The 24,211-nt window shown below is 54.2% G+C and carries 23 protein-coding genes and 1 pseudogene; 21 read left to right on the top strand and 3 right to left on the bottom strand.

The genetic code is table 11. The features are described 5' to 3' along the window. Positions 1–45 precede the first annotated feature (45 nt). Positions 46–276 carry a hypothetical protein gene (locus tag AABF56_RS11320; RefSeq protein WP_272805994.1) on the bottom strand — a complete coding sequence of 77 codons (231 nt, stop codon included), beginning with the start codon at positions 274–276 and terminating at the stop codon, positions 46–48. Between AABF56_RS11320 and AABF56_RS11315 the strand changes: the two genes are divergently transcribed. Further along, a complete protein-coding gene (locus tag AABF56_RS11315) occupies positions 275–1,969 on the top strand; it encodes a flagellin N-terminal helical domain-containing protein (protein ID WP_272805993.1) in 1,695 nt (564 codons plus the stop codon). The genes AABF56_RS11320 and AABF56_RS11315 overlap by 2 nt on opposite strands. Here the strand turns inward: AABF56_RS11315 and AABF56_RS11310 are convergent. Beyond that, the gene (locus AABF56_RS11310) at positions 1,962–2,552 is read right to left on the bottom strand and encodes a recombinase family protein (protein WP_272805992.1); all 591 of its coding nucleotides are present in this window, start codon (positions 2,550–2,552) and stop codon (positions 1,962–1,964) included. The two genes, AABF56_RS11315 and AABF56_RS11310, sit on opposite strands and share 8 nt — an antisense overlap. A 213-nt stretch (positions 2,553–2,765) precedes the next feature. Here AABF56_RS11310 and AABF56_RS11305 point away from each other — a divergent pair, with 213 nt between their 5' ends. From AABF56_RS11305 to AABF56_RS11290, 4 genes are all read left to right on the top strand, one after another. Further along, a complete protein-coding gene (locus AABF56_RS11305; protein ID WP_272805991.1) occupies positions 2,766–3,425 on the top strand; it encodes a response regulator transcription factor in 660 nt (219 codons plus the stop codon). 283 nt (positions 3,426–3,708) lie between these two features. Next, positions 3,709–4,980, top strand: a complete 1,272-nt coding sequence (locus AABF56_RS11300) for an ATP-binding protein (protein ID WP_272805990.1) — start codon at positions 3,709–3,711, stop codon at positions 4,978–4,980. A gap of 196 nt (positions 4,981–5,176) precedes the next feature. Further along, positions 5,177–5,356 carry a hypothetical protein gene (locus tag AABF56_RS11295; RefSeq protein ID WP_272805989.1) on the top strand — a complete coding sequence of 60 codons (180 nt, stop codon included), beginning with the start codon at positions 5,177–5,179 and terminating at the stop codon, positions 5,354–5,356. Positions 5,357–5,396: 40 nt separating this feature from the next. Further along, on the top strand, positions 5,397–6,173 hold the full coding sequence (locus tag AABF56_RS11290; RefSeq protein WP_272805988.1) for a metallophosphoesterase: 777 nt from the start codon (positions 5,397–5,399) through the stop codon (positions 6,171–6,173). 20 nt (positions 6,174–6,193) lie between these two features. On the opposite strand, the gene AABF56_RS11285 is transcribed toward AABF56_RS11290, so the two are convergent. Then, a complete protein-coding gene (locus AABF56_RS11285; protein WP_272805987.1) occupies positions 6,194–6,904 on the bottom strand; it encodes a hypothetical protein in 711 nt (236 codons plus the stop codon). A gap of 182 nt (positions 6,905–7,086) precedes the next feature. Between AABF56_RS11285 and AABF56_RS11280 the strand changes: the two genes are divergently transcribed. From AABF56_RS11280 to AABF56_RS11205, 16 genes and pseudogenes are all read left to right on the top strand, one after another. Next, positions 7,087–7,683 carry a hypothetical protein gene (locus tag AABF56_RS11280; protein ID WP_272805986.1) on the top strand — a complete coding sequence of 199 codons (597 nt, stop codon included), beginning with the start codon at positions 7,087–7,089 and terminating at the stop codon, positions 7,681–7,683. Between the two features lie 44 nt (positions 7,684–7,727). Then, entirely contained in the window at positions 7,728–9,719 is a 1,992-nt protein-coding gene (locus AABF56_RS11275; RefSeq protein ID WP_272805985.1) for an AAA family ATPase, read from the top strand. Positions 9,720–10,177: 458 nt separating this feature from the next. Then, positions 10,178–10,351 carry a hypothetical protein gene (locus AABF56_RS11270; protein WP_272805984.1) on the top strand — a complete coding sequence of 58 codons (174 nt, stop codon included), beginning with the start codon at positions 10,178–10,180 and terminating at the stop codon, positions 10,349–10,351. A gap of 273 nt (positions 10,352–10,624) precedes the next feature. Beyond that, the gene (tnpA, locus tag AABF56_RS11265) at positions 10,625–11,041 is read left to right on the top strand and encodes an IS66-like element accessory protein TnpA (protein WP_272791938.1); all 417 of its coding nucleotides are present in this window, start codon (positions 10,625–10,627) and stop codon (positions 11,039–11,041) included. Further along, complete coding sequence (gene tnpB / locus AABF56_RS11260; RefSeq protein WP_050747117.1) at positions 11,038–11,382, top strand: IS66 family insertion sequence element accessory protein TnpB; 345 nt, start codon at positions 11,038–11,040, stop codon at positions 11,380–11,382. The genes tnpA and tnpB overlap by 4 nt, the downstream gene beginning before the upstream one ends. A 47-nt stretch (positions 11,383–11,429) precedes the next feature. After that, entirely contained in the window at positions 11,430–13,082 is a 1,653-nt protein-coding gene (gene tnpC / locus AABF56_RS11255) for an IS66 family transposase (RefSeq protein ID WP_272791937.1), read from the top strand. A 2-nt stretch (positions 13,083–13,084) separates the two neighbouring features. After that, complete coding sequence (locus tag AABF56_RS11250; protein ID WP_050747119.1) at positions 13,085–13,669, top strand: plasmid pRiA4b ORF-3 family protein; 585 nt, start codon at positions 13,085–13,087, stop codon at positions 13,667–13,669. A 106-nt stretch (positions 13,670–13,775) separates the two neighbouring features. Continuing rightward, on the top strand, positions 13,776–14,279 hold the full coding sequence (locus tag AABF56_RS11245; RefSeq protein ID WP_338341909.1) for a hypothetical protein: 504 nt from the start codon (positions 13,776–13,778) through the stop codon (positions 14,277–14,279). A 9-nt stretch (positions 14,280–14,288) separates the two neighbouring features. Further along, the gene (locus tag AABF56_RS11240) at positions 14,289–16,556 is read left to right on the top strand and encodes a hypothetical protein (protein WP_272805982.1); all 2,268 of its coding nucleotides are present in this window, start codon (positions 14,289–14,291) and stop codon (positions 16,554–16,556) included. Then, positions 16,553–17,503 (top strand): TniB family NTP-binding protein, encoded by a 951-nt coding sequence (locus tag AABF56_RS11235; protein WP_272805981.1) that lies wholly within the window; start codon positions 16,553–16,555, stop codon positions 17,501–17,503. The genes AABF56_RS11240 and AABF56_RS11235 overlap by 4 nt, the downstream gene beginning before the upstream one ends. Next, positions 17,500–18,972, top strand: coding sequence for a TniQ family protein (locus AABF56_RS11230; protein WP_272805980.1), 1,473 nt, complete (start codon positions 17,500–17,502; stop codon positions 18,970–18,972). The genes AABF56_RS11235 and AABF56_RS11230 overlap by 4 nt, the downstream gene beginning before the upstream one ends. Positions 18,973–19,248: 276 nt before the next feature. Beyond that, positions 19,249–20,289 carry an SAVED domain-containing protein gene (locus tag AABF56_RS11225; RefSeq protein WP_272805979.1) on the top strand — a complete coding sequence of 347 codons (1,041 nt, stop codon included), beginning with the start codon at positions 19,249–19,251 and terminating at the stop codon, positions 20,287–20,289. Between the two features lie 12 nt (positions 20,290–20,301). Further along, positions 20,302–20,766, top strand: a pseudogene (locus AABF56_RS11220) (SMODS domain-containing nucleotidyltransferase); the annotation flags it as partial. Between the two features lie 72 nt (positions 20,767–20,838). Beyond that, positions 20,839–21,732 (top strand): nucleotide-binding domain-containing protein, encoded by an 894-nt coding sequence (locus AABF56_RS11215; RefSeq protein WP_336314396.1) that lies wholly within the window; start codon positions 20,839–20,841, stop codon positions 21,730–21,732. 11 nt (positions 21,733–21,743) lie between these two features. Then, the gene (locus tag AABF56_RS11210; protein ID WP_272805978.1) at positions 21,744–22,250 is read left to right on the top strand and encodes a hypothetical protein; all 507 of its coding nucleotides are present in this window, start codon (positions 21,744–21,746) and stop codon (positions 22,248–22,250) included. Positions 22,251–22,404: 154 nt separating this feature from the next. Further along, positions 22,405–24,117: an SIR2 family protein gene (locus AABF56_RS11205; RefSeq protein WP_272805977.1), complete on the top strand. Its 1,713-nt coding sequence runs from the start codon at positions 22,405–22,407 to the stop codon at positions 24,115–24,117. Positions 24,118–24,211: the final 94 nt, after the last annotated feature.

Here is a 24,211-nt window from a genome sequence, read left to right as displayed (position 1 = left end):
CGGGGAGTGCGTACTTATAGATTTTCATTTCGATTTTCGACTTGATCATTCAGGGCGAATACCCACGCAATGATTAATGATGCCATTCAAATCCGAGGGGAAAACTACCTCCATCGTCTGGTCGCGGCAGGAAGCGATGCAGAGCAATAGAGGGTAGTTTCCCCCTGCGATTTTCGCATGTTGGATAACCTCTCCCAACGCATAGTCACGAAGCGGTACGCGCTGCCTTGGCCTCATGAAGACGCCGTTCATATACACATTTTCGGCGATTTTCATGACCAGTATTCTTACCAATACCAGCGCAATAGCTGCTCTGCAGACGCTCAGGTCCGTTTCATCCAGCCTCACCGGGATGCAGAACCAAGTCTCGTCCGGCTTGGGTGTCGCGGCAGCTTCCGACAATGCAGCATACTGGTCGATCTCGACAACTATGCGGTCCGACCAGATGGCTATGAGTGCCGTTCAGGACGCTATCGGCCTTAGAGCCGCCAAGGTGGATACCGCCTACGCCGCCATGGAATCGACCATTGACGTGCTGAAAGAGTTTCAGGCCAAATTGGTGGCCGCCAAGGAAGATGGTGTCGACCGAGCAAAAATTCAGACGGAGCTTGAAGCGCTGAAGGCGCAGACCGTCAGTATCTCCCAATCAGCGAGTTTCAACGGTGTGAATTGGCTGAACACGGCCTTCACGAACATTTACGACACCGCTGAGGCCCGGGAAAAACTGACGACTTCCTTCGTACGATCCAGCAGTGGAGCAGTCCACGTCAAAAGCACTGAAATCGACTTATCGAAAGTTGCACTGTTCAACAGCACCGGTGGCGGGCTACTGCAAGTAGATGATCGAAGCCCCGGCACCGTAGGCGGCATCCGCAACACGATCTACTCCATCGACCCCGTTGGAAGATCGGCGTGGGAGGATTACATCTTCGATGGTCCTCTGACCTTTACCGATAACAGCACAGCGATCACGTTCACACTCAATCTGGACGCTGATGACCCCGCAACGACAACGGGGCCCCAACCAGGAATGACGCAGACTTACACGATTGACCGGGACGCAATTGATGCAGTCAACCCCGGATGGAACGGTATTGTATCCAATCGATCCCAATGGCGCGCAGTGCTAAAATCCGTCATCGGCAGTGCGGTCGAAATTTATCAGGATGTCTCAAACCCGGCAAAATTTTCCATTGAAACCACCGAAACATCCGGCAGAGGCTCTTCATATTATATGAGCGGCGTAACCTCGACGCTACCGACAGGAGAGACTGGTGGCCTCCAAGACAGTGCCGCAATCTCGTACGGTACGCGAGCCTATACTTATAGCATCTGGGACACGGCATTCGAGCTTAAGCCTGATGTAGAGGCCTACATTACGATCATCGAGAACAACACGAACAAAACGCTCACCCTCACGCGCGACACCGTCATGGCAGCCCTTGGGACGACCTCAGGGGAGGTGACATCGATTGGCGACTATATCCAGGTACTCAACTACGCATTCATCGATCAGGGAATGGGGATCGAAGCAAAAGACCTCGGCATGAATCTCATCCGTTACGATCTCATCGAGACAATGCGGCCTGAGGCGGGTCGGAAAACGTCTCTTGGCGTAACGGGTGCAACAGACAACATTGGGAACGCTCCGACGTTCGGACTGCTCGATGTCGATGTGACGTCGAACTACAGCCTTGATGCGTATATTAGCGGTGTCGATGGCATGATGTCGCGAGTCATCAACGGAGCAGCTACCCTCGGGGCCGTCAAGAAACGGCTGGAAATACAGGAGAGCTACAACCAAACGATCATCGACTCCGTTCAGAAAGGCATTGGTCGCCTGGTTGATGCTGACATGAACGAAGCGTCCGTTAGGCTGAAGGCACTTGAAACCCAGCAGCAGCTGTCCATCCAAGCTCTCAGTATAGCAAACGAAAATCCATCGACGCTATTGCAGCTTTTTAGATAAGCGGCTTGGGAGGCGTCTCTCGACAAACCTCGTTTTTAAAGATGTATCGACGAACCGTTCGCGGGTGAACGCGATATTGATCGGCGATGGTGGCCATCGAGAGGCGGTCATTAAAATATGCTTTGTGAATTGCCTCGATCTGATTCAGGGTTAATGCTGGCCGACGGCCCAGATGTCGTCCTTTTGCTCGGGCAGCTGCAACGCCAGCTGCAGTCCGCTCCGAGATCAAGCAGCGCTCGAATTCGGAGATAGCGCCGAAAATATGGAATACCAGATTGCCAGTGGGGGTTCCGGTGTCGATAGCTTCTGTCAGCGACCGAAGTTGCACTCCCCGGTTACGTAAAGACGAAACGGTTTTCATCAGGTGAGCAAGCGATCTGCCGAGGCGATCCAGACGCCATACGACGAGCGTGTCGCCTGTTCTAAGTCGCCGTAAGGCTTTTGATAGTCCGGGGCGGTTAGTGCTAGCCCCGGAAACTCCTTGATCTTCAAAAATGACGTCGCAACCAGCTGCATGTAGAGCGTTCAACTGCAAATCCAGATGCTGGTCGACGGTGGATACCCGCGCATAGCCTATTCTCATGATCGTTCCGAGATTTCCTTGTCATCGGCGCGATTGACAAAACCAACCGATTTTGTCCGGCAAGATTTGCCGTCGTCCGACGAATGTGTTTGTTCAAGGTTCTCAAGGGATTACGCAATCTACGACATCAATCTTGGTGCGATGACAAAATCGGTTGGTTTTGTCCGTTGCGGGTAGAGGAGAAGCATCGCACCACACCAAGGAGTTTTGTCTGTGCACGGCGTGAAATCCTTCTCCGCCTCCGTGCACGACTTGATGGATGCCTGGATAATAAGCAAAGATGGGGCTGATGCTGCCGATATCTATCAGGCTGCTATGCGACCGTTGCAGCCGAATGTGATCCTGGCTGTAATCGATTGCAGATTTTCCAGTGTGGAAGCCTTCTCCGCAGAATTTGTCCGACGATACAGCGTGACAACGAAGGTGTTGGATATTCTTTCGCTACAAGAGCCCTTTGATTTCCGTAGCTTTCCAGACCAGGAATACCTGAAACATACCGCCATTCCTGTTTTGACCGAGGTCCTGACACAGAAGCGACCATCCCTTTCCAAAGGAAGCACCGTCTTGGGAAGTTGCAAGATTTTCTATGAACGTTTGCTCGTTCCCCAAAAATCTGAAACTGGTCGAAGCGAATGGTGCATCGTCTTCTCCAGGATCGACCTCCTGTTACCAGAAGTCTCTGGGTTTAAAACGGACGGTATCGACCTCAGCATTCTCCAGCTGCTGACAGAGGGTGCGGCGCAAAAAGAAATCGGGCTCAGGTTGGAACTGTCGCCTCGGACGATTGAGCATCGGATCGAGCGGCTTAAGGCGAGGATAGGGGCGAAAAATCTCCAGCACCTCGTGGCGCTGTGGATCGCGAGCAGGCTGTAAATCTATCTCGTGAGGAGCAAATGCGGCCACTTCGCAATACCCTTTAGATTCGGCCTACGACCGTAATTGGTGAAATCTGCCATGCCCTCTGCTTAGAGCAATAATTGGCTCTATCTTGACGTTCATCGGCTATGTTGGTTAGCCGTATTGGACATTTTGCGGCATATCTATTCGACATTTCGCGGGAATTCTAATAGGCATTTCGCGGATGATGCAGTAGACATTTCGCGGATGCTCTGATAGCCATTTCGCGGGAACGCTGATATCAATTTTGCGGGGAAAAATGACGCAAGGCCTTTATAATCGTCACCTGAAAACGGAACTCCTGGAGGCCATGGAAAATGCCAGAGTCGTGAACTTAATTGGTCCTCGGCAAACAGGTAAAACGACATTGGTTCGGGATATGCTGGGAACTGGCCGATTTATCACATTTGACGATGAAAGTATTCTCTCAGCGATTGAAGCTGACCCCCAGGGCCAGCTTCAATCGCTGATCGCTTCAGGAAAAGGAGGCCCCATAATTATTGACGAGGTTCAGCGCTCAAAAAAAATAGCGTTAACATTGAAGCGTATTGTCGATGAAAATCGGGACATGGGGCAATTCTTGCTTACCGGTTCATCCAACATATTTATCTCAGCGGAGATTATGGACTCTCTTGCAGGCCGTGTTCAGACTATAAAAATGCTTCCTCTGAGTGTAGCGGAAATCAAAGAAACGGGGCCATGCAACTTACTAGATTGGGCGAAAGCAAGCGGCGAAGCCGGATCACTCCCTGATTGCTCGCCGACAAGTAGGGATGAGCATATTGATCAGATCATGCGTGGCGGGTATCCAGAAATCCGACCTCTGGCTGAGCGTTCGCGTCAGCGACGGTACAGGGAATACATTGATACAATCGTAGACAGAGACGTCGCGGATGTGATGAAAATCCGCAGAACGGACTCTATGCGTAAATTAATCAATCAACTAGCTATTAGGACTGCAAACGAGCTAAATTTGGTGGAACTAGCGGAGAAGGTGCAGCTAAATCGCCAAACTGCATCTGAATACCTTGATATTTTGGAACGTCTTTCACTCGTTTCGAGATTGCCCGCTTGGTCATCAGGGGAAGTCGGGAGGGATATCAGGCATCCCAAGTTGCACCTGATTGATACCGGCATTGCTGCGGCGCTTCGTGGGCTAACAGCAAGCGATTTTAATCTCGGAAAGGATCAAACGCCTCTTGGCGCGTTGTTCGAAACCTACGTCTATACGGAATTACTAAAATCTCTGCCGCTTCAACGAGACGAATGGAGGCTTTTCCACTGGCGTGATCGCGAAGGGAGGGAAATTGATATTGTTGCCGAGAATGGGAACATGCTGGTGGGCTTTGAAATGAAGGCCTCTTCAACGGTTTCGTCGAGCGATTTCAAGAATTTTCACGCTTTTAAAGGAGGCGCGGGAAAAAAATGGGACTTCCTTGGGCTTGTGATTTACATGGGCGAGCGGCCTTTAGTTTTCGGCGATAGACTTTTTGCGCTACCAATATCTATCTTTTCATCCTTTCCCATATGAACCAATGTCAGCAACAAGGGGCCGTCGGTTGCAGCAGGGAACCGATAGCGAGGCATGTCTTCGCATGCCCGTCGCTGATCCGCAGATAGATAAACGGCGCAGTGCCATATCATCTTATTTACATTCAGAGGCGGTCGTCAGCTTTCGGCCAGCTTGGTATCGGCGACTACTGCGGGATAGATCGGAATCAATGTGAATGAACGATCCAGTATTGAAGGCAATCCAGGGCGCAATAGTCAGTATCGACCTCTCTGAACCGGCGACTGGTGCCAGGTTGGGACGGCTGAAGCTGCAGCCGAGTGTGGACATCAGGACCGCTATCTCCAACGGCAACGAGCCATTGTGGCTCCAGCGCAAGACCTCAGAAAGCTTTTGAACGTAGAGGTCAACCTGATCAGGAACGGACAACATTCAGCATGAACCTGACGTACGCAATCGGGGATATCCACGGCAGAGATGATCTCCTTCGTCCGCTCCTCGCAGCGATAAAAGAAGAAGCTACCGGTGGTACACCACGCTTCATATTCCTCGGCGATATCGTTGATCGTGGTCCAGACAGCAAAGAGTGCATGGAAATCGTCAACCAGGCGATACTGCTGCATCCAGAGTCTAAGCTCGTGCTGGGCAATCATGATGAACGCTTCTGGCACGCGATCAGCGGTATTCTGAGGCCAGACGAGCAGGCTGCTTGGCTCGAAGATTTTGGTGGCTGGCAAACCGTCGAGGCCTATTGTGGCGGTCACCGGCCATCAGTCCCTGAGTTTACCGTCCATTTTCAAGAATTTTACGATCATCACCTCGAAATGCTACAATCGGCGGTCGACAAAGTGGAGACCACCAACTTCTGCTTCGTGCATGCCGGTGTTCGACCTGGCATCAAATTTGCGGATCAAAATCCCCACGATCTCCGATGGATCAGGGATGGTTTCATCGAATTCAGCGGCGAGTTTGAGAAGACTGTCGTCCACGGTCACACAATCACCGATAGTGAACTTCCTGAGTTGCACGGGAACCGGATAGCAATAGACACCGGCTCCTACCGCACTGGTCGTATTTCTTCAGCTGTGTTCGTTGACGACGAACTCACAGGCTTCATCTGCGCCGAGAAGATAAACGGCACCCCAGTCATTCGGCGCTTTGACCGAAAGATGGAAACACAACACCACGAAGGTTCCAAGGTGACCGCCGTCTAAGGCTATGTCGCCCCGCTCGCTCACGAGGCTTTCGCGTCATCCGTCCAAAATCTCGCACTGAAATTATTCAGGTATCCGCTTTGATCAGGCACAGCCGTGAATGCTTCTGGAATCTGGTTTCCGTCGCCACCGCTCTCGAAATAGTCCCTCAGCGTGTAAAGGGCAGTTCTCATCAGATGCTGCCAGGTCGATGCCAGTTCATTCTGACGAATTTCCTCCTGCTTCGCCCTGCTCGGCTTTCGCTTGGGCTGTGGCTGCAGATAAGACGGTCGAGGAACGACCTTGTGGTGAAACGTGATGCTGCCAAAGTTCCAGTCGTCTTCGACCGCTTTCCGCCAGCGGTAAGAAATGGTCACTGACAGGTTGTTTGTGAAATGGTGCGGCCAGTGGACTCCGTCGTCGACGTACCAATACGGACGCTGACGTTCCTCTGTTTCCATCCGATGTTTCATTCGGCTGAAGGCAAAGGATAGATCGGAGCCCATACGCCTTGCGTAACTGTGGGTCTCGTCCCTCTTTTTTGCAGACTTCGCATCCCTGTAGGCGTTCAGTGCCTTCTCGAAATAGTGCAGCTTGCTCGCGACGTATTCACCGCAGTCGCGTAGCCTGAGCCGGTAGATGTCTCCAACTCTTTCTGAACGAATAGCTTCATCAATCAGTTTGGATAGCTCACGTTCATCGACGCCCTTGATCGCCTCGATTTCTCGTTGCTCCAAGTTAATTTCACCCATCGGCCACATCTCCTGCAATCGCTGCTGCGGTGGAGCTAATCACGAAAATTGAGCTTGACGCAATCATTTTCGTTCTTTATTTGTTCTCATCATGAAAAAGATCGCTCTGCACACCCTACGACTATCGCTCTGATCCGCCGCCTCTGCGGAGGCTGAGGTTATTTGCGTTTAGGGTTTTGCGTATGAGCAGTCATTTGTCGGCTCCACCGGAGCAGCCGGTGTCATCAGTGACACCATTTTTTCCCCTTCATACAGTTCGTTGCGATGGCCCTGCCGTTTTCCGCAACCAGTTAGCCCGAGACATCGGATGCCTGCTGGATGTGGATGACGATGTCATCTCTTGGACCTGTGGGACCGTCGAATTGGTTATGGACGGTGTCACTCATGTTCCAGACCTGGTTGCCGAAAGCCAAAGCGGGATCGTTCTAATCGATGCGGTCACGAAGGCCGGACCTTCAGCCATGACCACTGAAATGGCGGCGGCAGCCGGATACCAATATCGCCCGTTATCCAGACCGGAACTGCCCGCCATACGATTGCGGAACGCAAAGGATTTGCTGCGGTACGCGCGATATAGTGTGACCCTTGATGACCGTATTCGTGTCCTGGCTGCCCTGGATGAGTGCGGTACAATGACTTTGGCTGAATGCCTATCCGGCTTTCGCACGACGCAGCCCCTACCGGCTTTCGCGTCAATGGTCCTCCAGCGCTTCATCGCCATCGATCTTGATGATGCGCTTATCGGACCCGAATCCACCGTTCGCCGCTTTCGTGGCTAACCACTGGAAATTCGTATTGCGACACCGTCGCCGGAAACAATCCAATGTCGTTTATCAAAAAGAACATCAGTGTCACAAAATCAGTTCGGGACTACGCCCTGTTCTGCACATTCAAGCATGCACTGCGTCGTCATCCTGTCTTCGCATCGGGTCGTGCGGGGCTGGTGTTACTGAATGTGCCCGAGGGATACTCGCCGAAAGACTATGGCAACGCGGTAGTGGCCGAACTCTACCCGGATGATAATTTTCGCCGGGCTGACGCTGGTTTCATGTACATCGGCGTCAAAGACAAGCCCGACAAGGCGAAGGGTGACTATGAGGATGACTGCCAAAACAAAAAAAGGGCAGTTATTATCGTCGAACATGGCGCGTCTGTACCGCAAGAAGTAATTCTGGGTGCGGACGTCATTGTAGACATACTGCCGATCAATTTTCGCGACGTTCGGGCAGCGTGCCACGTCGTGCTGGGTATGAAACTCAGCGAGGAAGAGGCCAAACGCATCCTGGAATTCCCGCTCGACCAAGTTTGGGCAGCACTGCGACGCGGACGTCTGGTTTCCGAGGTGATGCGCCGCCTGTCCGAAGTTGTTGTCCAGCAGGACTTACCTGCACCGAAGAAGCCCGAAAGAGCAGTCCCCCCATTGTCAGAGATGCACGGCTACGGAGATGCCAAAGAATGGGGCATCAGCCTGGCAAGGGACATCAGCGATTGGCGAAATGGCCATATCGCGTGGGATGATATCGACAAAGGCGTCGTCCTGAGCGGGCCTCCGGGCGTCGGCAAGTCCATTTACGCGAAAGCTGTGGCAAAGGAATGTGAGGTTTCCTTGATCGCTACCTCCTTGGGCCAATGGCAGTCCCGAGGGCATTTGGGTGACCTTTTGCGGGCTATGCGTGCAGACTTTGCTGCCGCCAAAGCCGCCGCGCCAGCCATTCTGTTCATCGATGAAATTGACTCCATCGGAAATCGGGAAAAATTCACGCATGACCATAAGGATTATAGTGTTCAGGTGGTCAATGCCTTCCTGGAGTGCTTGGATGGCTTAGACTCTCGCGAGGGCGTCGTTGTCGTCGGTGCGACCAACAACATCACGAGAATTGACCCCGCAGTCCTGCGCGCAGGCCGTTTAGATCAGCACATCGAGATACCTTTGCCAGATGGGGCATCGCGTGTGGCAATCCTGAGCCAGCATATCGACGGCATCATAACGATTGAAGGGCTCCAACCATTGCGTGCTGCGACGATTGGAATGACCGGTGCCGACCTGGCCAAAGTCGCTCGGGACGCTCGACGCTTGGCGCGACGCGAAAAAAGAGCGCTGACTGTTGACGATTTACGGGCCGCATTGCCCGAAGTCATCAAGATCGAAGGTGACTATCGTCGCTCCATCGCTGTGCATGAAGCAGGGCACACCGTAGTCGGAAACGAGTTGAAACACGGAGCTTATCTGGGCAATCAGATTGTAGACCAGGTGGTCATGAATGGCGCAGATCAGAAAGGTGGAGCAGCCTACTTTGATGTGCCCACAGTGTCTCGACGTGACCGTGACTATTACCTCAGTCAGATCGCCATCATGCTCGCTGGACTGGCTGCCGAAGACGTTGTTTTGGGAAGCACAGGAGACGGTGCTGGCGCAGGCCCGAACTCTGATTTGGCACTCGCCACCAGGCTGGCCACACTTCTGGAAACGAAATTCGGCATGGGCGCGAGTTTCCGCCATAGCTCGGCAACCAGTGACGCCGAACTGGAAAAACTCCGCGTTAATGACCGGGAACTGGCGTTCCGTGTCGACTGCAAACTGGCCGCTCAATTCATTCGCGCCAAGGAAATCTTGGAAGGCAACCGGCCGCTGTTGGACGCTGTAGCTGATGCATTGGTGGAAAATGGATCGATCACGCCGAAACAATACGACGAATTGGTCCAGCAGCACCAGATGCTACAGGTGGCTCGGGTTGGTGGAATAAATGCGGTTAAAACAGATGTTTACGAAGTTGAGAAGTCCTTGAGCCAGGATGACCTGAGTGGAGCGGCGTAATCGCCGCCGGTCCAAAAGTTGCTACCAGCCTAAATCCGTCAACCAAAAGAGAACGATCTATGAAAGGAGGCCTTAGCCAAAATTAAGAAATGCAGATGACTCCTCGGTACCACGTCGCTTAGGCTCTCATCACGTTTGAATGGAGAACCAAACCGTGAAATCGGCAGCGCAAACACACCGAGGTCTATGGGCGTCTAGCCTGTAAGTGCGCTGAGTTCTTCTCGGCCGCTCACAGGCCGAACGTCCGCCAAAGCCAACTCTAACAGTGGAACGGTGGATATGAACGTGAAGAGTATGACATCGCCGATTTACCTGTGCTGCCTTGCGACCCTGTCGGGTTCCGAGGCAACGACTTGGCTCGTCCGCAAGCTCCTATCGCACATCGCGAACTGAATTCCGCAAACAGTCCGAAGTGTCCAAGGCTCAACCAGAAGGTTGCGCCAACGATGGAGCATGCCTTGAAGTATCCGGTGTCTCAATTTTTGCGTGGCGTAACGCCAGTCCAACCAACTGAGGTCGTGGCCCTCGGCATTACCCATGAGCTGATCCTGAAAATAGCTGACCTGCAGGCAGCCGCCAGCGCTGCCAAGAAGGGCTTGCCTGTGCCTTCCGGCAAGGGAGGTGCGCAATGAAAACTGGATTTGAACCTGGGAGCGAGCCGGTTTTCGAGCCCCCACGCCGGGTAATGCACAAAACGCTGCCAGGCATCTTTCCGAGCACGAAGGTCAAGGGCGGGTACGTGCGAACGAAATCGCCACTGATGATGGACGGACTTTACCATCTCGACACTAATCCGGATATCGTACGCATTCTGCCTTACCCGATCCGCATCGAATACCCATCCAACGTAAGCATCCGAGGAGCGCCGCCTTGAGCGGTTGAGATGAATCTGTCGTTTTGTCGCTATGGACAGGCATAAGGACAGTTTTCGGACACCGGTGAGCCGGCTTGAAATCATCGACACAAGGCGTCGGCGGCGCTTTACCGCCGAGGCCAAGTTCAAAATTCTCGAGGAAGGCTTTTCTGGCGATGGTCGCCAGGTCTCCGCGACGGCAGAGAAGCACGGGGTTTCGCGCTCACAATTGTACCGTTGGCGTCAGTTGGCGCAGTCCGGCAGCCTTTGCCGCAATCGGATCGAAGGCTTCGTGCCCGCAGTGATCACACCGGACGTGCCAGCTCCCGTTTCGGCCGCATCGGCTTCGGTAGTGGGTAGCGGTCGCATGGAGGTGCTGAGCACGAACGGTCGACGTGTCATTGTCGATCGAGAGGTCGACGTCGATGCGCTGCTGCGCATCCTGCGCGCGCTGGAGACGTTGCGATGATTCCGATCCCGACAGGCGTCCGGGTTTGGCTGGCGACGGGCTATACGGATATGCGATGTGGGTTCCCGTCGCTAGCGTTACGGGTGCAGGAAGTGCTGAAGCACGACCCGCTGGGCGGTCATCTGTTCTGCTTCAGGGGTAAACGCGGTGACCTGATCAAGGTCGTTTGGCACGATGGCCAGGGGGCCTGCCTGTTCACGAAAAAATTGGAACGAGGCAAGTTCATCTGGCCTTCTGCCGACGGTGGCGCGGTGCCGATCTCGACGGCGCAGCTTTCCTATCTGCTGTCAGGAATTGACTGGCGCGCGCCGCAGGAGACCTGGCGCCCCAGCCGGGTCTGACTGCATTCTTGCATTGAAAATGTTGAGAAATCTGATTCAATGTCGCTATGACATTGCCGCCGCTTACCCTGCCATCGGACCTTGCAAGTGCTCATGCGGCGCTGCTGGCCGAACGTGCTGCGCGACTGCAAGCTGAGGCGGAAGCGGCCAACGCAAAGGCCCGGCTATCGAGCATCGAGGCGCTAAACGCACATCTGCAATTGCTGCTTGGCAAACTTGAGCGCGAGAAGCACGGCCCGCGCCGTGAGCGCACGCAGCGGCTGATCGATCAGTTGGAATTGCAGCTCGAAGAGCTCGTGGCGTCGGCCGCCGAGGATGAACTGGGCGCCCAAGAGGCCGCGGCCAAAACGCAGTCCGTACGCGCCTTTGCCCGCAAGCGTCCGGTGCGCAAGCCGTGGCCTGAAGACGTCGAGCGCGAACGCATCGTTGTCGAAGCGCCGACGGCATGCGCCTGCTGTGGCGGCTCGCGGCTGTCGAAGCTGGGCGAGGATGTGACTGAAACGTTGGAGGAGATCCCACGCCGCTTCAAGGTTATCGAGACGGTGCGCGAGAAGTTTACCTGCCGCGATTGCGAGGCGATCAGTCAGGCTCCCGCACCGTTCCATGCCACTCCGCGCGGCTTTATCGGTCCTCAGTTGCTGGCGACGATCGTCTTCGACAAGTTCGGGCAGCACATCCCGCTGAACCGCCAGAGCACGCGGTTCAAATGTGAGGGTATCGATCTGTCGACCCAGACCCTGGCCGATCAGGTCGGTCACGCTACCTTCGCCCTCAAGCCGATATTTGATCTGATCGAGGCACATGTGTTCCAGGCCGAGCGGCTTCACGGTGACGACACGACGATCCCAATCCTGGCCAAGGGCCAATGCACGACCGGGCGAATATGGGTTTACGTGCGCGACGATCAGCCATTCGCCGGCCCTGCGCCGCCGGCGGCGGTCTTCTACGCCTCCTGCAATCGGCGCGGCGAGCACCCGCAAAGGCATCTGGCCGACTTCAGCGGCATTCTTCAGGCGGATTGCTACAACGGCTTCAATCCGCTGTTCGATCTGACGAAGAGGCAGATGCCGGCAACGCCCGCGTTCTGCTTCGCCCATGCGCGGCGGAAGTTCTTCGAACTGGCCGATGTCGCTCGCAATGCTCGGCGCGGCAAAGGTACCAAGCCGATCTCGCCGGTAGCCCTCGAGGCGGTGAAGCGCATCGATGCTCTGTTTGCCATCGAGCGCGACATCAACGGTCTGAGCGCGGCCGAGCGGCTTGCGGTCCGGCAGGAGAAGAGCAAGCCGCTACTTGGCGATATGGAGGAATGGTTACGCACCGAGCGGGCCAGCCTATCACGCTCATCGCCGGCGGCCGGACCGATCGACTATATGCTGTCGCGCTGGGCTGACTTTGCCCGCTATGCCGACGACGGCAGGATCTGCATGACGAACAATTGCGCGGAAAGAGCGTTGCGCGGCGTGGCTTGCGGAAGAAAGGCTTGGCTCTTCGCCGGTTCCGACCGCGGCGCAGATCGCGCTGCCATCATGCTCACCCTGATCATGACCGCACGGCTGAACGACGTAGACCCGAAGGCTTGGCTCGCCGATGTCCTTGCTCGCATCGCCGACCTGCCGGCCTCGCGTTTGCCGGAACTGCTTCCCTGGGAGTGGAAGCGGATACGCCAGGGCAAAAACTCCGCCCTCATGCTGGCAGCTTGACGATGGCCTCTTCTCTCGTCCGTCTGAAGGTCACCCTTGATCATGTCGAACCGACCGTGATGCGGCGCATTGTCGTGCCGTGGCGCATCCGGCTCAGCCGGCTGCATGAGGTATTGCAGGCTGCGATGGGGTGGACCAACACCCACCTCTACGAATTCCAGATCCGTGACGTTGGCTTTGGTTTGCCCGACCAGGAATGGGGGGATGGTCCACTCGATGCCCGCAAGATCTCGCTCCTGTCGGCAATCCAGGACACCGGTGCGAAATCCTTCAAATACCACTATGACTTCGGCGACGGCTGGACGCACAGCATCAAGATCGAGCGCACGTTCCCTGTCGTCGCGCTTGCAGATCCAATGCTGATCGAGGCAACGGGGCGCTGCCCGCCTGAAGACGTTGGCGGTCCGTGGGGATACCAGGAGTTCCGCGAGGCGCTCGCCGACCCCGCTCATGAACGGCACGCCGAACTTGTCGAATGGTCGGGCGCCAAAGACTTCGACCCAAACAATGCAGCCTTCGCTGATCTCAACAGAGCCGTGGAAAACCTGGCTGCGAAATGGGCGCGTCGATCACGCCGGAAAGCCTAACCGCAGCAACCTCATCACTATAGCCCGATTTGCCTAACTCGCGCGTGCTCATGCCGCGTGGCTGCTCGGATGCTTACCATCCAACCAGGATCAGGATGTCTTCTGCATGCGTGACCATACCTTTCAGATGGGTGTGGAACTGCGCAACGGAGAACGCATCTACATCGACTACGAGCCGTTCAATATCCAATTGGAACGACCGTGGATCGCGGATCGCACCGCAAATCTGGTGCACGTGACGCGCAACGAGCTGGGTGCAAGCTATGTCTTGCTCGACGAGCGAACGATCTACATTCAGCCGCGCTTTTCCAACCTGAAAATGATGTGGGCACATCTGCATGTTTCCGACGATGAGGCGCTCATGGCTGTTCGTCGGGCCGTTCAAATCGTTGACCTGCCAACGACCATCTCTGCGGTCCGTCGGCAGGTCAAAGTGTCTGGCATCAAATTCGAGGTCCTGGACTCTCTCGGTCACGTTGTGAGCCAGCGCCCACTCGACGAGGTGGATCGTGTGTTCACCGCCATCATGCAGATGATCAGCAAGGGCGAAATCGACATCGATTATTCAAAGCCTTTCAACGATGCATCCCTGTTGTTTGAACGTCGTTAGGAGCGCCACATGTCGATCCGTGAACATCCTGGTGCATTCCTGAATCCAGAATCCCTGCCGGTCATCATGACCGCAGACGAACTCGACTTGCCGTTGCCTGAGAACGGCAAGTTTCAGCAAAAATATGATGTGGCGGCAGGTACCCGATATAACATCTGGTCGAGAGACCGGATGCGCATCGGATACTACATGGTGCAGTCCTGCTTGAAAGATGACCGTTTTGGCGTCGTGATCACGATGAACAACATCGTCACCCAGAGCACCGTGCATCTGACTACGTCGCAGCTCGTCTTTTTGGAAACCCATCGGCGGCTGCGGCAGGAAAACGGCAAAAGGCTGAACAAAAATGCACCGGGTGCTGCCTTCCGTTACACCGATGCCCAGCTGACAAAGGGCAAATTCTACCTGAGCTACGTAGATGCTATCTTGCGCGCAGCAGAGCGTGAAGGGGTTGAGCCAAAACGAGGTCTCATCGAACGTGTCTCGAAAGCTCATGCATTGGAGCGGGGAGAAGCACGACCACCGTGCTACAATACGCTCAGGGAAAAAGTCGAACAATACTTACACGAGTCGTCCGACATTGTTGGTAAGTTGGCTCCTGGCATAAGCTCTGGAAATCGGCGCGACCATTTTGGCATGCACGTCGAGAACCTGATGGCCGATGCGGTCGAAAAGGCGTGTCGTCTCGACAAGGGCGACTGGCGGGACGTCAAGAAATTCTTTCTGGCATCGTTGCATGAGCGCCCAAACCGCCACCTGCTGGAGAAGCTGTGCAACGAGAAAGGCGTGCTGATCGAACCAAGCGATCACACTCTTCAGCGCCGCTTGGGTGCCATCGATAAGTTTCAGAAGGCGCTGTGGCGACGCGGTGTGGACTACGCTCGCAAGAAGTTCAACATCTATATCACGCAGGCACTGCCCGATCATCCACTCGACATTGTGGACGTCGATTTTACGCCCATCGACATCATCGTGGTCGATGATGAGCGACCGATTATTTATGGGCGTCCCCATCTCATCGCTTTTCGCGACCGAAAGACCGGCTCGTTCCTTGGGTATTCCGTCAGCTTTAAGGGTGCTTCGTTCGAGCATTTCCTGGAAGGTCTGGTGCACGCCATCAGCCCGAAGGATATGTCGCAGTATCCCGGCTTAGAATGGAAGCAGTACGGTACCTTCCGAAGGCTTGGCGTCGATAATGACATGGCGCTGATCAACGACCATGTGCGTGAATCGTTGGCGCAATTGGGAATCCAGCTGATCGAGTACCGACCAGGTCATCCGTGGGAAAAAGGCGCTGTCGAGCGGCTGTTTCAGACCATGAACCAGGACATCATCCACAATCTGCCCAGATCGACCAAAGGGAGTCCGAAAGAACGTGACTCGTTCGCTGACAAGAATGCCGACCTCCCCATGCTCACGCTGTCCGAGCTGAACGATTTCATCATCCGGTACATCTGCAGCGACTATCATGTGAACCCGCATAAGGGTCTTGGAATGCTCAGAACCCTGGACGGGATTCCGAACCAGCTCTGGGATGACGGAATTCGCCATTCCCACGCAAGGCGTCCTATCGATCCTGATGTGATTACCCGAATGATCGGTAACACAAAGGACGTGAGCGTCCGCGACGGCTGTGTGTGGTGGGATAATCTTATCTACTGCCATCCCGACCTGATTGTCGTTCAAGCTGACGCACAAAACAGGACGGCGGTGCCTGGAGTTCAGTCCACCAAGTACAAGGCTTGGCGAAACCCTAGCAATCTGGACCACATTTTCCTGCTCAACCACCACACTGGGCAGATCATAGAGGTGCCGGTGCAGGAGGCTGACGCTTGGTACGCGAAGGGGCTGCGGCTCTACCAGCATCAGAAGGTTATGGACTATCTGAAAGAGCAGAAACGCGACGCTCGCGATTTTAGAAGCGCCTACAACGACTTCACCAACAGGCTGGAAGAGATCAACAAGATCAGAGTGAACTGGCGGTCTAGTAAGCAACTGGCAAAATTCCACGCAAGGGCCACCAACAAGTATCGGCGTACGCGCGTTGTCGAAATCGATCACAACGCCCCTTCGGGTTCGGTGCCAATGAGCCTTTCTGCTGTTGCGACCCATATTCCGGCCGCAAAGCCGGTCTCACCAGCTCCGCGTCCCATGACGTCTCCCGCTCCCGACGTAGTGCCAGCGCGCCAGGAGGACGGGCGCAAATACTCGTTCGACCTGAGCCAGGACGACGACGACATCTCCAATTTGTTCAAGCGTAAGGATGATAAAGCATGATTTATCCGGATTTCCACACTACCGCGTTCGAGACCGACGAAGATCGACGGGCGGCTGCAACTCTGCCTGCGGCCACCCGGCAGGCGATGATCAAGAACGTGCTCTATCCGTATGAGAAATTCGTCGAAATCAGCGACAAGATCATGAAGTTTCATCTTCCCGTAGATGGCGGGGAGCCGGATACGGGATGGATCGCAGGGCTGCTGGGTGAATACCGGTCAGGCAAAACGTTCATCCTGCAGCACTTTGCGCGGCAATTTCCGCCTCGTTTGACCGACAATGGCTTCGAGCACGACGTCGTCTACGTCCAGGCCCGTCAAGACTGGGATTCCCTGGAACTCGGGAAACAGATTTATATGATGACCGGCGTTCCTGCCGTTCCCCGGCTCACCATTGCATCGATGAACTCGAAAGCTGCGAGGCGTCTGATCGAATGCAAGACGAAGCTGCTGATCATTGACGACGCACATTGCCTGTTTGGGGCGGCTGGCAAGCGACGAGCAGTGTATGCCTCACTCATCAAATATCTGGTCGATCAGGCAAACGCCTGCAACGTGCTGTTGGCTGGTCCTGCTAGCATCGAGGGTCCGATGGAAGCCGATCTTCAGATGAAGGGACGCGGTGGATTTCCGCGATACCGCGTGGAGGGCTTCGACCCCAAAACACCCGAGGGGCGTAACAAGTTTCGCATCTTTCTGCATGGTGTGGATCAGCGTCTGCCATTCCGGCAGCTGTCCGACCTTGCCGCTAAACGTTATCTGCCGGACCTCCTGGAGATGACTGACGGCTCATTGGGATTGGCGATGAATATCGTCGTTGCAGCGGGATATGAGGCCATCAACGACGATTCTGCTTGCATCATGCCCCATCACCTCCGTTCTGCGGCCGAAGATCGGTTGCCGAGTGGGAAGACTTTCCAGCCATTTGCGGAGGTCCAGGCCCAATGACGATTGCCTTCGATTTGCGAACCGCACCATTCAGCAGGTGGGATGTCATCAATCAGGTGGCGGAACCTGCTCACGGATACTATGCGCGTTTGGTTTCAGCGGAAGGGCATACGAGCGTGACGTCGTACAGCGATTGGATCGATGTGCGGGCTCGCAATATTAGCCCTGAGCACCTGTTGGACGTTATCGAGAAACTTCCTCTGTCGGCTGACCGTTTGAGCAGGTTACGTCGTGCGACACCAAGGCGTCACGGTGCAAAAGTGATGCTGTGTGATGAGGTATTTCGTTACAGCGATTTTTCCTACACCAGGCGTCGCTGGTGTCCCGGTTGTCTTCACGAGCGGCCTTTTCATCGGATATGGTGGGATATCCAAGCGATCAGACGATGTCCTTTCCACGGGACGGCCTTGGTCGACACGTGCGCCGATGGCAAAACGCTGCATTGGTGGTGGCCAAATTTCGATATCTCACCCGATGGCGAGGTTCTCGGTCGCCCTATGGCTCTGCATGCTTCGGGCGCAACGCTGGAAACCTACCTCCTTGGTCGCCTGGGCTTTGCCGACAGGCTGATTGCACCGCTTATTGATACCTGCGACGCCGGTACAGTCATCGAGGTCTGCGATATCATCGGGAGGTTGCTCTGCAATCCTTGGTCGTCTGAGCTGCCCGAAATGCAGTTAGATGCGACGGAAGTTGGCTTCCAAGCTTTGAGCGGTGACGGCCCTCATCTGGTGGAAACACTGCGAGCCTGGATTCGTGCGCGAGTGCCAGATGCCATGAAGACACGTGGGTGGACCATTGTGTTTGAATGGGTCAGAATTCAGCAAAATGCCTTGGAGGACAGAAAGATCGCCGGGGTCATAAAGACCGCAATTCGTAAGGCTCTCGCGCTCGAAGCTCGTGGAGCCGTGGACCCGATCCCATCCGATGATTTCTTGAAGGAAGAGATCGGGTTGACGGAGTTGGCTGCCAGGATCGGAGTCAACCGGAAAGGTCTGCCTGCCGTGGCTGATGCACTTGGGCTTATGCCAGAGCGGGAATGGTACCGCGCCCCGGTCAAATTCGATCCTGTAGAGGCTGACACCATCGAACATCATGTTCGTCGAATGATGACCCGTGTCGAGGCAGCTACGGCTTTGGGTATGGCTTCACAGGACATTCAGCCACTCGTTGATGCAGGCTTTCTCCGGTCGTTCGGCAATGTTATCGGAGACGGACCGGTCGGCCACCGTTTCCTGGTCCGCGACATTCAGAAGCTCTTGGACTTCACAGGTCGTTTGCCGCAAATGAGGCATGCAAAATCGCGCTCACTGACTACCTTCGCACGGAACGAGGGATTGCGAATGGGCGATGCCGCAGTGAAAGTGATAAGCGGCAAATTAGACTGCATTCGAGGCGACAATGGGAAGGCAGGCTTCCGGGCCCTGCGTGTGATATTGGCCGCCACTTCCAAGCCCTCAACGACTTAATCCCGGTGCCAATGGTCGAGGTTGTGGATACCTCGGTAGAAATCGAACTACCGCTACAACTTCTATGGACAACTGGCGCAGAAGATGGAACAATGTTGCTAATTTGTTCCAGAGAGCCATACTTGCCCAACTCCGTGAAAAAAGCTCAATCCAAGTCGATTGCCACTAAGGAAGCCCGCGCTTCGATTCCCACCAAAGTGCAAAACTTCCTTTGGGCAAGGTCAGGGGGGGCGTTGCGAATACCGTGGGTGCAACGATCTGCTGATTGGCGATTTGGTGTCCAATACTCCAAATGCCAATAAGGGCTACCACGCGCACATTATCGCCGACAGCCCTGGCGGCCCAAGGGGGCACGAAACGCTTTCAAAGAAGCTCGCAAGCGATCCGGATAACATCATGCTCCTTTGCGACGTCCACCATCGGGTGATCGACAGGGAAAAGAAGGCCGAGCATCCCGCTGAACTTCTCCGGGAGATGAAGCGTGAACATGAAGATCGTATTGAAGCAGTAACAGCAATTGCCCGACATCGGGGGACGCACGCCCTACGGTATACTGCTAAAATAGCAACCAACGAGGCTCTCGTTACCGCGTCCGATTTGCAAATCGCCATCGTGGAAGAAGGCCGTTTCCCTGTTCGTGGGGGGAACATTGATCTTGAACTAATCGGGCTGGATTACAGCGAAGACGAGCCAGAATACTGGGCCATTCATCTTAGAAACCTCCGAAGTGGCTTTAAAGAAAAGGTCAGTGGTCGGACAGAACGCGGCGAGCTACAACACCTCACCGTCGCTGCTTTGGCTCCGATACCTTTACTTATCGAGCTTGGCCGCCTTCTGTCCGACATCCGTGCCGTAGATGTCAGGCAACTACTGAGAAATCCAAAGGGCTTGAAGTGGGACAACAATTCACCGCCTTTAACTTTCGATGTCTGTCCAGCTGTTCCTTCCAGGGCGAACATTGTGGCATTGAAGGTCGAGATCAGCTCAGACATCGCAGATGAACGCGTCATACGCATTCTAGGCGATGCTGTTCCAATATGGTCAATAAGATCGTCATTTCGGGGAAACGATGTTCTGCGCCGATCTGATGATCTTGTCGCGTTCGCCCGTGATTTTCGATCCACGTTGGACCAAATCCGACATGCTCACGGTCCCGATGTAGAGGTGCACCTTTTCCCTTCCGTTCCAGCGTCAACGGCTGTCGAAATCGGCCGAGGATGGCAGCCGAAGGCTCATCCCACTCTTCGCGTCTACGATGAGAATCGCCGATTGGGCGGATTTCACTTAGTCCACAGCCTGGATCATACTCAAGCGTGAGATTGCGATTGCATGAAGCACATAGATCAATTCGCTAATTTCCTTAGAGATGAAGTTAATCTCAACAAGACGAGAATTGAGAATCTTGAAAGTAAAGCCGCCGCAATCGAGAATTTTGTCTTGGAGAACTGGAAGGTTCCGGTCGGGGAGTTTGAAAAGCAAGGCTCATGGGCACATCGGACAATTATCAAGCCGCCTGGCAACAAGGGGTTTGACGCTGATCTATTAACCTTTGTTGCTCCCTATGAAAGTTTCGAGCCCACCGAATACATCGATTCATTGTAAGCTATTTTCAAGGCGTCCGGGGTTTATGAGTCGAAGGTTTCTCGTAAGACTAGGTGTGTGACCATTGAGTACGCCAACGACTTCACTTTGGATGTCGTGCCCTGCGTGCAAAAGGCGGGCGGGTACTTCGGACAAGACATCTGTAATCGCAGAGACAACGTATTCGAACCGACCGATGGCAAGGGTTTTGCCAACTGGTGGCATACTCGCTGTTCCTATGCGAACGGCGATAGCTTGCAGGAGGCCACGCGCTTGTTGAAATACATGCGCGATATCAAACTGAATTTCTCTGTGAAGTCAGTTCTGTTGACGACCTTGATAGGCCAGCAAGTCAGCGCTCTCGACCGGGCACTTGATGTCCTCTGTGATGTTCCAACTACGCTTAAGGTCAGAATCGGTAGGCTTGACGACTATTTGCAAAAGCAGACGACGATGCCCACGATTGCAAATCCTGTCTTGCCTGACGAATTTTTGACGCGGAACTGGGACGAAGAGAAATATCAAAACTTCCGGAACAAGATTAACAAATATCGAGGCTGGATTGATGACGCTTACGCCGAACCTGATGAGAAAGAGTCCCTCTTAAAGTGGCGCGACATATTCGGCGACACGTTTGGCGCAGACATCGTTGTCGAGGAGGCGAGACAGGTTAGTGCTCGCTATATGAGCAATATATCTACACGAATCGTCGGAAACGCGTTTCAAGTTGGACGCGCGCTTGCCACTGATCTCCTACGGACCATACCGTCAAACGTACCTTGGATGAGGAGAGCCCGTTGGCCAATGGTACGGGCGTCGACAGTTCTAATACGTGCTGGACTTTACAACAGCCGCAATGGGCCAAGGGACAGCAATCTTGAGAGCGGGCAAGTCGTCCATCGATCTAAGGAAATTCTGTTCGAGGCAGTAAACTCCATGGGTCTCCCGTTCCCGTCGAGCGATTTCAAGGTCATGTGGCGGGTGGTCAATACCGACCCGGATGGGGTTCGTTCCGCCAGCGAGCTTCGCGGTGGCTTTTACAAGTCCGACGCTGGTGATGGAAAGCACTGGGAGACGACCCAATACCGTGGTGTTCATTGGGTGGAAGCATTCCTAATCCGAAAGCGAGATGGAGTATGCTGCGGCCAAAGCGGGCGGTTTTTCGTCGTCATAGAGTAGGAATATTCGTTTTGAAGTTAGTTGAAGCGGAAGTCGATATTGATAGGGCAGCGGAAATAGTTCGAATTTCGGTCGACGAGATCGAAAAACTTATCAATGAAGGTGTGATCATTTGCGATAAGGGAAGCAGATCGCCCCTAAAATTTTCGGAAGTTTGCACACTACTGGCGGTGACGAGTTTTCGGCGAGCCAATCATTCTTCGAATACTTCATCAGCTGATGATGCTGCCGCGATAAGCAGGCTGCCCATGATGGCATTTGCTTCGCATCTCGCAGAAGCCCGGTACGGAACGCAAGGCCTTCTGGTGCGAACTACGCACCCCTCACACGTTCCAGAGCGATACGTAATCATGAGTGAAAGCAATGTTTGTCGTGTGGGCACGCTTGAACACTATGAACGGATACGCTCAGAGGCGGCGGACGAGCAACACGCATCAATTTTCGTTTTCGACACCAAAGCCGCCGCTGAGTATGTGATCAATACAATGAGGATGTGCCCCTTCAGATGGGTTGAATAAAGGGGCCATCGCCTCCTTGCAGGTGTTCGGTGGACTCACAAAAAGACCGGCGATCTGTTGGGGATTCCGGTCAACTGTGAACCAGCTGACCCAAGCAAGTCATTGTCGCTGTGGAACACTGCTTCCGTATGCATCGGTCACCAACTGAAAGATCATGATGGACCCGATCCTCTCTCTAGCTCATTCAATTCAAACGTCTCCTGGCGTGTACGCAGTCCTACTTGGTTCCGGTATCTCTCGAAGTGCGGGAATTCCGACTGGGTGGGAGGTCACCCTTGACCTGGTCGAACGCATTGCTGCTCTGTCAGCCGAAGACACCCTGGGTGATCCGGCACGTTGGTATCAGGATAAATTTGGGAAAGAGCCCGGCTATTCAGAACTGCTGGACGTGCTTGCGAAGACGCCAGCGGAGCGTCGCGCAATTTTGCATGAGTTCTTTGAGCCTACGGACGAAGAACGCGATGATGGCATCAAGATGCCAACAGCAGCACATCGCGCCATTGCTGAGCTGGCGCGCGATGGCTTCATCAAGGTGATCGTCACCACAAATTTTGACCGCCTAATGGAAGTTGCGCTTACGGATGTCGGTATCGTTCCGACCGTCATATCCACGGCTGATGCGACCAAAGGCGCTGCCCCTCTAGTGCACCAGAGGTGCGTAATCGTGAAAATCCATGGTGACTACCTGGATGACCGCATTAAGAACACGGAAGACGAACTTGCATCATACGATCCGGCGATGGATGCTTATCTTGACCGAATTCTAGATGAGTTCGGATTGATCGTGTGCGGCTGGTCCGGGGAATGGGATCAGGCTCTCAGGGCAGCATTTGAACGGTGTTCGTCTCGTCGCTACGCCACTTTTTGGGCAACTCGCGGGAAACTTGGCGCACGAGCTGAGAAGCTGCTCACCCTACGAAGTGGTCATCTGATCGAGATCGATGGTGCGGACAAATTTTTCGTACAGCTACAGGAAATGGTCGAAGGCCTGAAGGAATCCAAAGCGGCTCACCCTCTTTCCATTAATGCTCAGGTTTCAGCCATCAAAAAATTCGTCGCATCTCCCCAATACCGGGTCCGGTTTCACGATCTCCTAATTGACGAAGCAAATCGTGTAAGAGCGTTTCTGGACTCCGCTTACACTGCTGGAGCGAGGCCGGTCGACACGGCGGCTATCAAGGCGCGTTTCGAAGCATATGACGCCTCTACGGATGGGCTACAACATATGTTGTTTGCGGCAGCTCAGTGGGCTGAAGCCTACAATTTTGAATCTATCCGGCAATCCATCACCAAACTGGTTCCGTCCAATCGACGCGACGGTGTGGTTCTATGGCTGGAAATGAACAAATACCCTGGCGCGGTTTGCTTCTACGCTGCATCCTATGGGGCGATGGCGAGAGGCAACTGGCCACTTTTCAAGTACCTCGTTGAGGGACGATTGACGCACAGAGGCAACGAGGAAAGTGTACTTGAGCATCTAGGAGCGATTGCTGTCGTGGATTCTGACACAGCGAATGCCCTACATTCACAAAAGCGCTATACGCCCATTAGCGACCACTTTATGAGTCTCTTCGGCAAGCTTTCCAAAGCAGAGGATATCGAGCGGGATTTCGAGCGCTTGGAGGTTCTTTTAGCCCTCCATTATATTGAGGCATCCAAAACAGGTGGTCGCTACACTTTGCGTGGTCGCTTCGTCTGGAACCATTCCGGCCAGTCCATTCAGAATGTTCTACAGGAGATAGAAAGAGACGGAGATGAGTGGCCCCCGCTCAAAGCTGGCTTGTTCGGAGGCACGAAGGCCAGTGCCGTCTCGTTGATCGAAAATCTCGTTGAGAACGTGAAGAAGATGGCCAATCACTATTGGTGACTGGCCTCGTGTCCAAGAATGCTCCCTGGCATCATACACAGGGTATTGCATGTGTAAGTTGTGGCGCAATGCCTCTTAAATTGTTGCTCAAACG

Origin of the sequence: Shinella sp. WSC3-e (genome assembly GCF_945994535.1) — a bacterium.
In the GTDB taxonomy this organism is placed as follows: Bacteria; Pseudomonadota; Alphaproteobacteria; order Rhizobiales; family Rhizobiaceae; genus Shinella; species Shinella yambaruensis.
Note: the sequence above shows the minus strand (reverse complement) of the source record. Positions and strands in the feature narration are given on the sequence as shown.

What these genes read in the sequence shown, in the direction of transcription:
- AABF56_RS11320 (WP_272805994.1), bottom strand. Translation starts at nt 276, where the DNA reads ATGAAAATCGCCGAAAATGTGTATATGAACGGCGTCTTCATGAGGCCA.
- AABF56_RS11215 (WP_336314396.1), top strand. Translation starts at nt 20,839, where the DNA reads ATGCGCGATATCAAACTGAATTTCTCTGTGAAGTCAGTTCTGTTGACG.
- AABF56_RS11235 (WP_272805981.1), top strand. Translation starts at nt 16,553, where the DNA reads ATGATTTATCCGGATTTCCACACTACCGCGTTCGAGACCGACGAAGAT.
- AABF56_RS11230 (WP_272805980.1), top strand. Translation starts at nt 17,500, where the DNA reads ATGACGATTGCCTTCGATTTGCGAACCGCACCATTCAGCAGGTGGGAT.
- AABF56_RS11300 (WP_272805990.1), top strand. Translation starts at nt 3,709, where the DNA reads ATGACGCAAGGCCTTTATAATCGTCACCTGAAAACGGAACTCCTGGAG.
- tnpA (WP_272791938.1), top strand. Translation starts at nt 10,625, where the DNA reads ATGGACAGGCATAAGGACAGTTTTCGGACACCGGTGAGCCGGCTTGAA.
- AABF56_RS11295 (WP_272805989.1), top strand. Translation starts at nt 5,177, where the DNA reads ATGAACGATCCAGTATTGAAGGCAATCCAGGGCGCAATAGTCAGTATC.
- AABF56_RS11280 (WP_272805986.1), top strand. Translation starts at nt 7,087, where the DNA reads ATGAGCAGTCATTTGTCGGCTCCACCGGAGCAGCCGGTGTCATCAGTG.
- AABF56_RS11285 (WP_272805987.1), bottom strand. Translation starts at nt 6,904, where the DNA reads ATGGGTGAAATTAACTTGGAGCAACGAGAAATCGAGGCGATCAAGGGC.
- AABF56_RS11205 (WP_272805977.1), top strand. Translation starts at nt 22,405, where the DNA reads ATGATGGACCCGATCCTCTCTCTAGCTCATTCAATTCAAACGTCTCCT.
- AABF56_RS11315 (WP_272805993.1), top strand. Translation starts at nt 275, where the DNA reads ATGACCAGTATTCTTACCAATACCAGCGCAATAGCTGCTCTGCAGACG.
- tnpC (WP_272791937.1), top strand. Translation starts at nt 11,430, where the DNA reads ATGACATTGCCGCCGCTTACCCTGCCATCGGACCTTGCAAGTGCTCAT.
- tnpB (WP_050747117.1), top strand. Translation starts at nt 11,038, where the DNA reads ATGATTCCGATCCCGACAGGCGTCCGGGTTTGGCTGGCGACGGGCTAT.
- AABF56_RS11240 (WP_272805982.1), top strand. Translation starts at nt 14,289, where the DNA reads ATGTCGATCCGTGAACATCCTGGTGCATTCCTGAATCCAGAATCCCTG.
- AABF56_RS11310 (WP_272805992.1), bottom strand. Translation starts at nt 2,552, where the DNA reads ATGAGAATAGGCTATGCGCGGGTATCCACCGTCGACCAGCATCTGGAT.
- AABF56_RS11290 (WP_272805988.1), top strand. Translation starts at nt 5,397, where the DNA reads ATGAACCTGACGTACGCAATCGGGGATATCCACGGCAGAGATGATCTC.
- AABF56_RS11275 (WP_272805985.1), top strand. Translation starts at nt 7,728, where the DNA reads ATGTCGTTTATCAAAAAGAACATCAGTGTCACAAAATCAGTTCGGGAC.
- AABF56_RS11250 (WP_050747119.1), top strand. Translation starts at nt 13,085, where the DNA reads ATGGCCTCTTCTCTCGTCCGTCTGAAGGTCACCCTTGATCATGTCGAA.
- AABF56_RS11245 (WP_338341909.1), top strand. Translation starts at nt 13,776, where the DNA reads ATGCGTGACCATACCTTTCAGATGGGTGTGGAACTGCGCAACGGAGAA.